The sequence below is a fragment of the Acidiluteibacter ferrifornacis genome (assembly GCF_009909615.1).
Lineage (GTDB): Bacteria > Bacteroidota > Bacteroidia > Flavobacteriales_E > Vicingaceae > Acidiluteibacter > Acidiluteibacter ferrifornacis.
In genome coordinates this window covers 188,221-200,801 of the sequence record NZ_WWNE01000006.1, presented here as the reverse complement: position 1 = coordinate 200,801, position 12,581 = coordinate 188,221, and the positions used below count along the sequence as shown (strand labels likewise).

The 12,581-nt window shown below is 34.7% G+C and carries 11 protein-coding genes; 4 read left to right on the top strand and 7 right to left on the bottom strand.

Features of this window, described 5'->3' with window-relative positions:
- Positions 1 to 32: 32 nt before the first annotated feature.
- Genes porT through mtaB form a run of 3 tightly spaced genes read right to left on the bottom strand, consistent with a single transcriptional unit; the run spans position 33 to position 2,843 of the window.
- Positions 33 to 749, bottom strand: coding sequence for a type IX secretion/gliding motility protein PorT/SprT (gene porT, locus GQN54_RS07380; protein ID WP_160632891.1), 717 nt, complete (start codon positions 747 to 749; stop codon positions 33 to 35).
- Between the two features lie 45 nt (positions 750 to 794).
- On the bottom strand, positions 795 to 1,517 hold the full coding sequence (gene ubiE, locus GQN54_RS07375) for a bifunctional demethylmenaquinone methyltransferase/2-methoxy-6-polyprenyl-1,4-benzoquinol methylase UbiE (RefSeq protein WP_160632890.1): 723 nt from the start codon (positions 1,515 to 1,517) through the stop codon (positions 795 to 797).
- Positions 1,518 to 1,529: 12 nt separating this feature from the next.
- Positions 1,530 to 2,843 carry a tRNA (N(6)-L-threonylcarbamoyladenosine(37)-C(2))-methylthiotransferase MtaB gene (mtaB, locus tag GQN54_RS07370; RefSeq protein WP_160632889.1) on the bottom strand — a complete coding sequence of 438 codons (1,314 nt, stop codon included), beginning with the start codon at positions 2,841 to 2,843 and terminating at the stop codon, positions 1,530 to 1,532.
- Between the two features lie 130 nt (positions 2,844 to 2,973).
- Here mtaB and GQN54_RS07365 point away from each other — a divergent pair, with 130 nt between their 5' ends.
- Positions 2,974 to 4,605, top strand: coding sequence for an ABC transporter substrate-binding protein (locus tag GQN54_RS07365; protein ID WP_317163956.1), 1,632 nt, complete (start codon positions 2,974 to 2,976; stop codon positions 4,603 to 4,605).
- 6 nt (positions 4,606 to 4,611) lie between these two features.
- On the opposite strand, the gene GQN54_RS07360 is transcribed toward GQN54_RS07365, so the two are convergent.
- Positions 4,612 to 4,773, bottom strand: coding sequence for a DUF1328 domain-containing protein (locus GQN54_RS07360; RefSeq protein WP_160632888.1), 162 nt, complete (start codon positions 4,771 to 4,773; stop codon positions 4,612 to 4,614).
- Positions 4,774 to 4,996: 223 nt separating this feature from the next.
- Here GQN54_RS07360 and GQN54_RS07355 point away from each other — a divergent pair, with 223 nt between their 5' ends.
- The gene (locus GQN54_RS07355) at positions 4,997 to 7,012 is read left to right on the top strand and encodes a histidine kinase dimerization/phosphoacceptor domain -containing protein (protein ID WP_160632887.1); all 2,016 of its coding nucleotides are present in this window, start codon (positions 4,997 to 4,999) and stop codon (positions 7,010 to 7,012) included.
- Positions 7,013 to 7,166: 154 nt separating this feature from the next.
- Here GQN54_RS07355 and GQN54_RS07350 read toward each other — a convergent pair whose 3' ends face one another.
- Genes GQN54_RS07350 through GQN54_RS07340 form a run of 3 tightly spaced genes read right to left on the bottom strand, consistent with a single transcriptional unit; the run spans position 7,167 to position 10,558 of the window.
- Positions 7,167 to 9,494 (bottom strand): M1 family metallopeptidase, encoded by a 2,328-nt coding sequence (locus GQN54_RS07350; RefSeq protein WP_160632886.1) that lies wholly within the window; start codon positions 9,492 to 9,494, stop codon positions 7,167 to 7,169.
- 3 nt (positions 9,495 to 9,497) lie between these two features.
- Positions 9,498 to 10,073, bottom strand: a complete 576-nt coding sequence (locus GQN54_RS07345) for a HupE/UreJ family protein (RefSeq protein ID WP_160632885.1) — start codon at positions 10,071 to 10,073, stop codon at positions 9,498 to 9,500.
- Positions 10,073 to 10,558, bottom strand: coding sequence for a DUF6702 family protein (locus GQN54_RS07340; protein WP_160632884.1), 486 nt, complete (start codon positions 10,556 to 10,558; stop codon positions 10,073 to 10,075). Before GQN54_RS07340 ends, GQN54_RS07345 begins: the two co-directional genes overlap by 1 nt.
- Positions 10,559 to 10,730: 172 nt before the next feature.
- Between GQN54_RS07340 and sucD the strand changes: the two genes are divergently transcribed.
- Both sucD and GQN54_RS07330 read left to right on the top strand, forming a co-directional pair.
- On the top strand, positions 10,731 to 11,609 hold the full coding sequence (gene sucD, locus GQN54_RS07335; RefSeq protein ID WP_160632883.1) for a succinate--CoA ligase subunit alpha: 879 nt from the start codon (positions 10,731 to 10,733) through the stop codon (positions 11,607 to 11,609).
- Positions 11,610 to 11,732: 123 nt separating this feature from the next.
- Positions 11,733 to 12,266: a hypothetical protein gene (locus tag GQN54_RS07330; RefSeq protein WP_160632882.1), complete on the top strand. Its 534-nt coding sequence runs from the start codon at positions 11,733 to 11,735 to the stop codon at positions 12,264 to 12,266.
- Positions 12,267 to 12,581 lie beyond the last annotated feature (315 nt).

Here is a 12,581-nt window from a genome sequence, read left to right as displayed (position 1 = left end):
CAGCAGTAGAAAATAGAATGGTTTAAGAAATCTTAACCTTCGAAGTGCAGCGAAAGGATGAACATTTTTGGTAACATTCGTTCAATAGGGTTAGAGAAAATTGTGTTGTCACGAACGATAATATTTTTTATGCCGTAGGACATTTTTCCTTCAATCGAGAATTTGAAATAAGGTAAAAAGAAATCTGTTCCAATACCTACTTCAGCGGCCACGTATTGAGACTGCTGTTTTACGATTAATTCACGTAAGTCCGCATTGTTTACATCCTCATTTGAGGCTAAATCTATAACATACTTACCTCCTGCAATTAAATAAGCTGCAAAATTATTTAATCGTTGAGAACGGTATTTAAAAAGTAATGGTAGCTCAATATTGGTTGATTCTAATGGCTTGATTAATACTTCTGACTCTCCTGTTGAAGGATTATTAAAAGTGTAATTTAAATTTCGTTGAGCGAAGGAAAGCGTAGGCACAAATCGCAAGGAAAAGAATTCATTGAAGTGAAGTGCAGAAACAATTCCTAAATTAAAGCCACTTTGACTTTCAACATCCAATCGGAGTAAACTGTCTGACTTAACATCAATTTGTTTCCGATCTAATGTGTAACCTGCGTTATTTAGGCCTAATGAAAACCCAAAATGAATCCTCTTTTGCTTAAAGTTGGGCAAATTTTCAACCTTTGGCTTCTGGGCCAATGCAATAAAGCTTGTGAAAATTAGTAAGCTAAATAAAAGAGATCTCAGATTCATAAAATAGGTAGTGTTTACAATGGTACAAACGTAAGAAGAAGAAAATTATTTCTCTCCTAAATAAATACTTGCGATGCCAAAAAATAGAGGATGTACGGTAATATTTTTATAACCGCATTTCTGATAAATCTTCACAAAATCATCTCCTTCAGGAAAAGCATTCACCGATTCAGGTAAATAAGTATATGCTGAACTGTCTTTGGAGACTAATTTGCCAATTGTCGGCAAAATGTTCAAGAAATAGAAGTTATAAATTTGTTTAATAGGAAATCTCTTCGGCTTAGAAAACTCTAAAACTGCTGTTTTTCCTCCAGGACGCAATACTCTATTCATTTCAGAAAGGCCTTTCTCTAGATGCTCGAAGTTTCGAACACCAAACCCTACAGTAATTGCATCAAAATGATTGCTATCGAAAGGAAGGTTTTCTGAATCGCCTAATAACATTTCAATTCTACCGTCATGGCCTTTTTTCTTCATCTTCTCACGTCCAACTTCCAACATGCCAGAACTGATGTCAATTCCAGTCACTTTAGTAGGATTTAAAGACAAGGCTTCAATTGCAAAATCTCCGGTTCCTGTTGCAACATCTAAAATTTGTTTTGGATGAATATCCTTCAGTAAGCGTATCGCCTTTTTACGCCATAGGATATCAATACCTAACGATAGAAAATGATTCAAAAAGTCATATCTAGCTGAGATGTTGTTGAACATTTCAGCGACTTGCTCTTTTTTTCCTTCTGCTTTGTCTTTGTAGGGAACTACTGCCATTTTTTCTCTTAATTAAGCTATTGCTTCAACTTGAACTTCTGCTAGCATCAGTCCATCAAATTCAATTTTATAAGGAATCACTTTTTTCAACTGGTTCACAAAGTGGGGGTTAAATGGAGCCTTGATTTTTAAATAATTTTCAGTAAAACCATGCATAAACCCATCGTGATTCTCTGTTTCGAACAATACAGTAACTGGTTTGCCAAGTTGTTGTTCATAAAAGTGACGTTTCTTTTTATCTGATAAAAGATGTAATTGTTTACTACGTTCCTTTCTAATCTCCATCGGAATAACATCTTCACTTCTAACGGCGGTAGTGTTATTTCTTTCGGAATAAGTGAACACATGTAAGTAGGAGATGTCGATATCTTTTAGGAAGTGAACAGTTTTCATGAATTCTTCGTCTGTTTCTCCAGGATAACCCACGATTACATCTACACCTATACAAGCGTCAGGCATTAGTTGTTTAATTTGCTCGATTCTATTTCGATATAGATCAGTTGCATATCTTCTGCGCATCAACTTCAATATATTGTCGCTTCCGGATTGTAGAGGGATATGAAAGTGAGGTACAAAACTTCTGCTTTTAGCCACAAAATCTATAATTTCATTGCTTAATAAGTTCGGCTCGATGGATGAAATTCTAAATCGATCGATTCCTTTAATTTTATCCAACTCTTGAACTAGTCCGAAAAAGTTTTCTTCGGTTCCTTTTCCAAAATCACCAATGTTTACTCCTGTTAAAACCACTTCTTTTACATCTGTATCAGCAACTTCTTTAGCAACTGATAAAGTTTGGGCAATAGTATTGCTCCTACTTCTTCCTCTAGCTAATGGAATTGTACAGAATGAGCAGAAATAATCACATCCGTCTTGCACTTTTAAGAAAGTACGTGTACGATCGCCGATAGAGTAGGAAGGAATAAATTCTCTAACATGTTTTATTTCTGAAGCAACTATTTTAGATTCTCTCTCTGCATCTACTTTAGCGATATGTTCAAGTATATTGAATTTTTCGGCAGCTCCAAGTACCATATTTACTCCCTTGATTTTGGAGATTTCTTCAGGTTTCAACTGTGCATAGCAACCAATAATTGCAACATAGGCATCAGGAGATATCTTTTTTGCTTGTTTGACGAGTTGCTTGCATTTTTTGTCTGCATTCTCAGTTACAGAGCAAGTATTAATGATAAAGATGTCTGGTCGATCTTGAAAATCAACACGTGCGTATCCAGCTTCTTCAAAAGTTCTAGCTATGCCAGAGGTTTCTGAAAAATTCAGCTTGCAGCCAAGTGTGTAAAATGCGACTTTCTTACTGTGATTCATGAGGGCGCAAAGTTACCAAATTCAAGTAGAAATAATAAGCTCTTTATTGGATAGTGGTGATGATGAAATGAAGGAACACTTTTATCTATAAAAATGAGCAAAAACGCTATAAATTTAGCATATTCGCAGTGTGGGAAAACAGGTTAGTTTAATATTCGTTTTTTTAATGTTTTTGGGCTGTACCAGCAGAAGGGAGCAGTATAAAGACGTTGCTATATTTAGATACAACGAGCCCAATGGGATAACCTCTTTGGATCCTGCTTTTACCAGAAATCTGGAGAATATTTCTGCTGTAAACCAATTATTCAATGGATTGGTTCAAATGGATGAGAACTTAAATGTGGTTCCTTGTATTGCTAAATCTTGGGAGGTTTTGGATTCAGGTAAATTGTATCGATTTGTTTTAAGAAACGATGTGTTATTTCACGAAAGTGACTTGTTTGAGAATGAATTAAGTCGGAAAGTAACAGCTCGAGATTTTGAATATAGCTTTAATCGTCTGGTTGATCAAGGTTTAGCCTCTCCAGGTTCTTGGGTTTTTAATTTTGTGCAAAAAGATTCAGTTGATAATTATGCCTTTAGAGCAATCTCAGATTCGGTTTTGGAGATTGAATTGAAAACGGCTTTTCCACCATTTTTAGGTATTTTGACAATGCAATATTGTTCAGTTGTACCAGAAGAGGTAGTTACTCATTACGGAGAAGATTTTAGGCAACATCCTATAGGCACCGGACCATTTAAATTTAAATTTTGGAGTGAATCCAATAAACTAGTCTTTGTAAAGAATGAAGAATACTTTGAGTTGGATGAAGATGGAAATAGGCTGCCCTATATAGATGCTGTCAACGTAACTTTCAATAAAGACGAAGAGGTTGCATTTTTGAAGTTTTTAAAAGGTGATCTCGATTATATTTCTGGATTAAATGGCAGCTATAAGGACGAAATCTTGAATTCTGACGGAGGTTTGAAAGTGAAATACTCAGACCGTGTAAAAATGATAACTGTTCCATATTTAAATACTGAATACTTGGGGTTCAATTTACAAGCAAAGGAAATTGTTGATGGAAGTTCTCCATTGAAGTATTTGCAAGTTCGTCAAGCCATCAATTATGGGTTCAATCGTAAAAAGATGTTGTTGTATTTGAGAAAGGGAATTGGCACTCCTGCCAATAATGGGTTTATTCCAAAAGGACTTCCTGGTTTTACTTCTGAATTTGAAGGTTACGATTATAATCCAAAAAAGGCAAAGGCTTTATTAAGAGAAGTAGGGTTTGACAAGCAAAACAAAGTGCCTAAAATTACTTTGAACACCACAGCTCAATACCTAGATTTATGCGAGTATATACAGCATGAGTTAAAAGACATTGGAATATCGTTAGAAATTGAAGTCAATCCATCAGGGACACATAATGAAATGGTCGCACAAGGGAATATGACTTTTTTTAGAAAGTCCTGGGTGGCAGATTATCCTGATGCAGAAAACTATTTGGCACTTTTTTATGGAAAAAATCTAGCTCCTGACGGTCCTAATTACACAAGATATAGCTCAAGTGAATACGATCGATTATATTGGAGCGGATTAAGTGAACCGAACGATAGTGCTAGAATTGCTTTGTATGAAGAGATGGATAAAATGATCATAAAAGATGCTGCAATAGTGCCGCTCTTTTACGACCAAGTTGTAAGATTTGTTCCCAAATCCTTAGAAGGTTTGGGTGTTAATCCCATGAATTTATTATCCCTTAAAAAAGTAAAAATGTGATCAATATTATTTTGAGAATAACCCCTTTAATAAAGAGAGCACAAATAAAACAATAAAGATAAAAAATAGGATTTTTGCAATGGATGCGGCTCCAGCGGCTATACCACCAAAACCAAATACTGCTGCGATTAATGCGATAATTAAAAATGTGATTGTCCAACGTAACATAATTTCTAAGTTTTATGGTTATTCTATGTTTGAAACAATAAAAATTCCAAAGTTGATTGATTTGTGTTATGAGTCTCAAATTAAGGCAATTAAGGTTTTCTGGTTTTTGTCTTTTTTTTATGTAGATTTAGAAAATGATGTCTTTTTTCTCCAGGAGTGAGCATTAAATACACAACTACCGATTTGAATTTGATTGAAAACCAATACTGAAACTCCACTTTTGATGCGATTATTTAAAATAATTTTCTTGCTAATCTTGTTCTTGGGTAATAAAACTTCATTTGCTAATGAAGTTAAAACCTACCAAGATTGGAAACAGCTTTCTGCTCAATATTTAGAAATTAATGACAGTCTTCATTATTTTTATTTAAATAAAGCACTATTAAGCATTGATGCAAATAACCCGAACTATCTATTAACGGCTTTGTCAACAGCTAAAGCAGCAATAAGGGTTTCTTTATTAGATACGGCAGAGCGCTTGTTGAATCATATCCAAGATGATTTATATAATTCTAACGACAGCGTCTCTCTATCTCAGTACTATTATACCCGATCTGAAATTTCTCAAAAACGAGGGCAGTTAATTAAGGCAGAAAGTGAGATATCTAGGGCAATAGATTTTGCATTACCGAATGCTACATTAGAATTAGCTAGAGCTTACAATACTTATGCTGCTATTTTATTTCGAAAAGGTAAGCAAGAAGAGAGTCTGAATACACTCTTTAAAGTAGAGAAGGTTTATGCAAGAGATTCTTCTATTATTGTGGAGTATGCTAATAGTAATAACAATATTGGAAATATCTATCAAGAGATAGGAAACTATCAGAAGGCGTTAACTTATCACTATGAAGCTTGTAAAATTAATAGAATATTAAATAAGAATACCAACCTATTGATTTCTTACAACAACATTGCGGTGTCACATATTATGCTGAAGAATAACGATAGCGCATTATATTATTTAGACTTGATTATAAAGGATCCTAACAATTTTTCCACCTCCCACATTAATAGTAAAGCCTACCTAAATATTGGAATTATCTATTTAGAGAAGAAGCAGTTTGATAAAGCAATTCTAAGCCTTAATCAATCAAAAGAGATATGTCTCAAGAACGATGATAAAGTAGGCTCTATTATCGCTTTGTTTAATCTGGGGGAGTGCTACATTCAGAACGGAGAGTTGAGTAAAGGCGAAGAGGTTTTAAATCAAGCATTAAAACTCACTCGAGAGATTGGTGTAAATCGATATTATTCTGAGGTCTATACTCTTTTAGTACGCTTAAGCGTGAAGAAGAATGATTACAAATCAGCACTGAAATACCAACAAGCTTACTCCAGATATAAAGATTCTTTATATGATCAAGTTGAAGTAAAGGTTTTGGAGAACTTAGAAGTGAAGTATAATCAAGAACGACAAATTTTTCGTGATAGTTTAGAGCGTGTAAGGGAGAATAATATAACTGCATTAGCACAAGAAAAGAGGATACAACAATTGGAAAGTGAGCAAAACATTAGAAACCTTTTGAGCATTTGTCTTTTATTTATTGCAGGTTTGCTGTTTTTGATCTACAGTAAGTATAGAGCTCAGAAAAAAAGTAATGCCATTATCGATGCGACTAACGAAGAGTTAAAACGAACATTAATTAGTAAAGAAGAGAAAGAGGTTCTTCTGAAGGAAATTCACCATCGTGTTAAGAATAATCTCCAAATAATTTCAAGTTTAATGCGTCTACAGTCGAATACCAGTAAGAGTTATCAGCTAAAGGCAAACTATCAGGAAATGCAAGGGCGTATTAACTCCATGGCGTTAGTTCATCAGCAACTTTATGGATCTAAGGATTTTGCCACAATTGATGTAGCCGACTATATTAATACACTTGTAGACAGGGTTCAAAGTGTGTACTCAAGTGAAGGGATTGAAGTAGAAAAGAGTATAGAAATAAAAGATTTAACTATAGAAGAGCTTATACCATTAGGTTTGTTGGTGAATGAATTATTGACAAATTGCTTTAAGTATGCATTTAAATCAGATAGTGGATTCATAAAAATTATCGTGAAATATGCCGATGGAAAAAGATATCTTTCTATTACTGACAATGGGGTAGGATTGGATAATCCGGATGAAGCATTTGATAAAGGGACTTTTGGTGCTGAGTTGTTTAAAACTTTGGTCTTGCAGTTAGATGGAGAGTATAAATTAAGTTCAGAAAACGGTCTCAAAGTAGAAGTTTATTTTTAAATAAACGTTTTCAATAGTATTCCTAAATGGGTACCATTATTCTTTGTGAATACTTTTGTTGAATTAAAATTCATTTCTAATTGTCACACAGTAAAAAGAAAATGGCCAATTATGCTATAATAATTGACCATTTCAAATTGAGTTTAATATTAGATTAATCCATTTCTTCGGCTCTTTTCATCCTTTGCATTGGATTCTCTTTTTCTTTCGATTCTTTCTCCTTATAAAGTTTAAATCTACTGGGCTCAATTCTTGCAGGCCAATAGTTGTTATTTCTATTGATGTCTGCAGTTTCCAAGTTTGGATCAAGGTTTAATCCTACCACTTCTTTTTCGAAATAGAATAATTTTTTGATGGTTTTATCTCCCATTCTCCATACTTCAGCAGGAATATACTCTTTGACCTTACTACCATCCGTAAATTCAAACTCAACAATGATTGGCATTGGAATTCCACCTGGAGTAGAAAAGGTGACATCATATAAATTTAAAGGTTGTTCTAAAGTAGATTTTTGAACATCATCTAATGAATTCATATAGTTTTCATAAGCCTTTTCGTCAATTTTTGTAGGTTCAAAGGGGTCGTATGAATTGTAAAAGTCATTCGCCTTTGTGTCGGTTACTACAACATTTTTCGGTTTCAATTCTTTGTTTCTAATCGTGCCAATAAATGCCTCCTCATCTTTATTCGCTTGCTCTCGTTGAAATGCCATTTCTTTGGAAGGATTTCTCGAGTCAACTTGCAACCATTGCACATTGTCAATAGCAATGTCAACGTGGTCAGTGGTAAAAAACCAACCTCTCCAAAACCAATCCAAATCTACTGCTGACGCATCTTCCATTAAACGAAAGAAATCAGCAGGTGTGGGATGTTTGAACATCCATGTTTGGGCATATTGTTTAAAAGCAAAATCAAACAACTCTCGGCCCATGATAGTTTCACGCAAAATGTTTAAAGCTGTTGCTGGCTTCCCGTAAGCATTATTTCCAAACTGAAAAATGGACTCTGAATTGGTCATAATGGGAGAAATGTTGCTTTTGTCCCCTTTCATGTAATCTACAATCTTATAAGCAGGGCCTCTTCTTGAAGGATAGTTGATGTCCCATTCTTGTTCCGCCATGTATTGGCAAAAAGTATTCAATCCTTCGTCCATCCACGTCCATTGACGTTCGTCTGAGTTGACAATCATTGGGAAGAAATTGTGTCCTACTTCGTGAATGATTACTGAAATTACTCCATATTTTATTCGCTCTTTATAGGTGCCGTCTTCTTCAGGTCGACCATAATTGAAACAAATCATGGGGTATTCCATTCCGATGCTTTTTGCATTTACAGATATCGCAACCGGATAAGGATAATCAAATGTATGTTCAGAATAGCTTCTCAAAGTATGCGCTACAGCTCGAGTTGAGTACTGTTCCCATAAAGGATTTCCTTCTTTGGGGTAATACGACATCGCCATCACGGTTCTGTTGCCAAACTTAACTGCCATAGCGTCCCATATAAACTTACGTGATGAAGCGAATCCAAAATCACGCACATTGCTTGCTTTAAACTTCCATGTCTTTGTTCCTTTCGCTTTCTCTTTTTCGTTTTCTTCTGCTTCTTTCTGAGTAATGATCAATACCGGCGCTGTGGTATTGTTTCTTGCTTCCGCAAAACGCTTTCTTTGTGCAGAAGTCATTACCTCAGAAGAGTTTTGTAGCTCACCAGTTGCAGCAACCACATGGTCAGACGGAACGGTAATGTTTACTTGGTAATCGCCAAAAGGTAAGGTAAATTCTCCTCTTCCTAGAAATTGCTTGTTTTGCCATCCTTCAGCATCATTATAGACAGCCATTCTTGGGAAAAACTGAGCAATAGTATAAAGGTAATTGTCTTCTTCTTCGAAATATTCATAACCTGATCTACCACCAATTTTCATGCGATCGTTGATGTTGTACCACCAATCAATTTTAAATGAAGTCGTTGCTCCCGGCTTCAATGGTTGAGGTAAGTCAATACGCATCATTGTCTTATTGATGGTATAGTCCAATTTATTTCCTCTACTATCAGTTACTTTCTCTAATTTAAACCCACCATCAAAAGGATTGATGTATTTATCCAGTGCTTCAAAACTTAAGCTATCTCCGATACTCATTGATTGAATCTTACGTGTATCCGAATCTTTTGCTCGCATGTTTTGATCCAGCTGAACCCATAAATATGGCAATACATCGGGAGAGTTATTGGTATAAGTTACCGTTTCAGAACCCGTGATGGTTTGCTTCTCATCATCCAAAACGATGTCCATCACATAATCAGCTTTTTGCTGATAATATTGATGTCCCGGATATCCTGAGGCAGTGCGGAAGGAGTTTGGTGTAGGTAATTCATCGTACAATTGCTTGAAATAACTCTTATTGGTGTTTTCGCTTTGTGCGAAGCATACAACTGTTAAAAATAGAGCACTACTTAAAGAAAGTAAATGTTTGTATTTCATATATTAAGATATGATTTGTTGAGTAAAAAGAAAAGCAGAAACAACGACAGCTAACGTACTTAGCGCATTCTTCCACCAACTAAATTTGAATTTTAAAATCCTTAAAAGTAAGAATTGTATTGACAATAGAATGAAAACAAATAGGATTTGACCAGCTTCAACACCTAAATTGAAAGCAAATAAAGGCTTGACAATAGAACTTTCTTTCCCTAAAAGTGATTGGAAAAAATTGGAGAACCCCATCCCATGTATTAAACCAAAAATTAGAGCGATGAGGTAACTTATGGTTTTAGAATTTGTGGCAGATTCCTTTCTTATTAGATTATATATTCCGGTAATGAAAATCGTCACCGGAATTAATAATTCGATGACTGTTGGATTAAACGGAATGATTTTTAACGATGCCAAGGCCAATGTCAATGAATGACCAACAGTGAAGGCCGTCACCAAAATTAAAATTTGTTTATAATCTTTTATTGCAAATGGTGCCATTAGCGCTGCTATAAATAACATATGATCGAAACCATTAATGTCGGTAATATGTTCTAAGCCCAAGGTAAAATAGATGCCAAAATCCATTATAGTTCAATTAAAAAGGTGGTCGTGTTTTTTGTAAGAACAGCGCTTTCCTCTACTCCGTTTACATTTAGATGAATCAGGTTTTTTTGATCGGGAAACTGCTCTGTGAAAATTCGATTATTAATTTTTATTGATTGTATGTCTGTTACATTTTTGATTTCTAAATAACACCAACTGACATCATTTTCCATTTCTTTGCCCAAATAATTTAATACTTGAACCTTATTATTTATGGATATTGAGAATTTATCTTTTATATAGTTCGCAATTTCGACGTCTGAATCTTCTGCATTGATAATTTTTACTGTTTTTTTAGAAAAGTTAGTGGTGGACAATTCTAAGTCATCGGTAAAAAGTTTGAGAGTGACCTCAATTGATTTTGTTTTGGAGTTGTAGTTGATTTGTGTGAGGCTAACATAAAACTTATGAGCGCTTACAACTTGGGCTGAAACCAATAAAAGTAGAATTAATCCCCATTTTTTCATGGCTCAAAAATAGCAAAACTCCCTACATTCAAAAGGAAATCGAGTTACCTAAAAGGAAGAATTTAATTTTTGTTCATTTATTTATGTAGATATGCTTTGCAGTTGAAGGCATAAAAGCATAAATTTGGGCTCGTTAAAAAATCCTTTTTAAAGAAAAAATAAAACGCAAATAATGAGTGTTCTAGTAAATAAAAATTCAAAGGTAATCGTTCAAGGATTTACCGGTAGTGAAGGAACTTTCCATGCAGGTCAAATGATTGAGTATGGTACAAATGTAGTGGGTGGTGTTACTCCTAATAAAGGTGGACAAACTCATTTAGACAAGCCAGTATTTAATACTGTAGCAGATGCGGTAAAGGAGACAGGAGCTGATGTTTCTATCATCTTTGTTCCACCGGCTTTTGCTGCCGATGCAATTATGGAAGCTGCTGAGGCAGGTATCAAAGTGATTATCTGTATTACTGAAGGAATTCCTACGAAGGACATGATCGCGGTAAAAAATTACATTTCTGATAAAGATTGTCGTTTAGTAGGTCCTAACTGTCCAGGTGTGATTACTCCAGGAGAAGCGAAAGTGGGTATTATGCCTGGATTCGTTTTCAAGAAAGGAAAAATCGGTATTGTTTCTAAGTCTGGTACATTAACGTATGAGGCAGCAGACCAAGTAGTAAAAGCAGGTATGGGAATTACTACAGCTATTGGTATCGGTGGAGATCCAATTATTGGAACAACTACTAAAGAAGCAGTGGAGTTATTAATGAACGATCCAGAAACTGAGGGTATCATCATGATTGGTGAAATCGGTGGTAATATGGAAGCTGATGCTGCTAATTGGATTAAAGAAAACGGTACGAAGCCAGTAGTTGGTTTTATTGCTGGTCAAACTGCTCCTGCAGGAAGAACAATGGGTCACGCAGGTGCGATTGTTGGTGGAGCTGATGATACTGCTGAGGCTAAGATGAAGATTATGGCTGCTTGTGGTATTACAGTAGCAGAATCTCCTGCTGAAATTGGTGCAAAAATGGCTGGATTGATGGGCGTTACTGCTTAAGATTCTTTCATATTAAATATACGAAGCCCTTTATCTCGGAAGAGATAAAGGGCTTTTTTTGTTGGGTAAATAGGTTGATTAGGAGATTGATTATATTTGGTACTCTCTATGTGTTATAGATTTATGAAAAGAGCAAAGACCAATTATGTATGTTTTATTCTGAGATTAATTTCATTGTTAATTTTAATTTCACCTATATTTTTCATCATTAGCACTTCAGTTACTATCTTGAAGTTTGAGTTAATTCCGATTATAATATTTGTATTCTTATTGTTGATTGTCTTATTGGTAGGGCAGAATATATATCAAGAGCCAAACTTTCTTGCAATAAAGGGAGAAAGATTACTACTTGGTTATTTTCCATTGATATATTCAAAAAGCTTTGATAAAGTAGATGTTATTGGCTTTAGTAAATCGAAAAAATCTTATCTAAAGGGAGTTGGGTTGAGTTCAATATCTTTTCCCATTTATATTTTGTACCTCAAGTCGGGAAGGAAAATTCATTTTATTGATTATAATTTTAAGCAAATGTGGGAGATTAGTAAATTGTTGAAATCCATTGGAATTAAATTTCTCGGAGAAGAAGATGAGAAATATCGATTTCACTTAATTCGTAGTTACAAATTTTCAAAAAATATGATTGGAATTAATTCATAGCCGCTATAAATATAATTCCTCTGCCTTCGGCTTCATTCAGGCACCGGAGTCATCAAATCCCCCGAAGAATAAAGACACTTATGGACTATTTGAAAATGGGTACTCTAAGTTAAAAAACTAATTCTTCTTGTAATTTAAATGAACACTTTTGCTAATCAATGAGATTAATTGTTTTTGTTTTTTTGCTGATATTTGGTTGTTTAGCTTCGTTTATTGAGCGAAGCTGAAGTGAGTCGATGTGAACCAAACTGAACAATTCACACTCATCTTCATTATCTCCACTTTTCTTACCATTTTACAACAGTCTTTACTTAT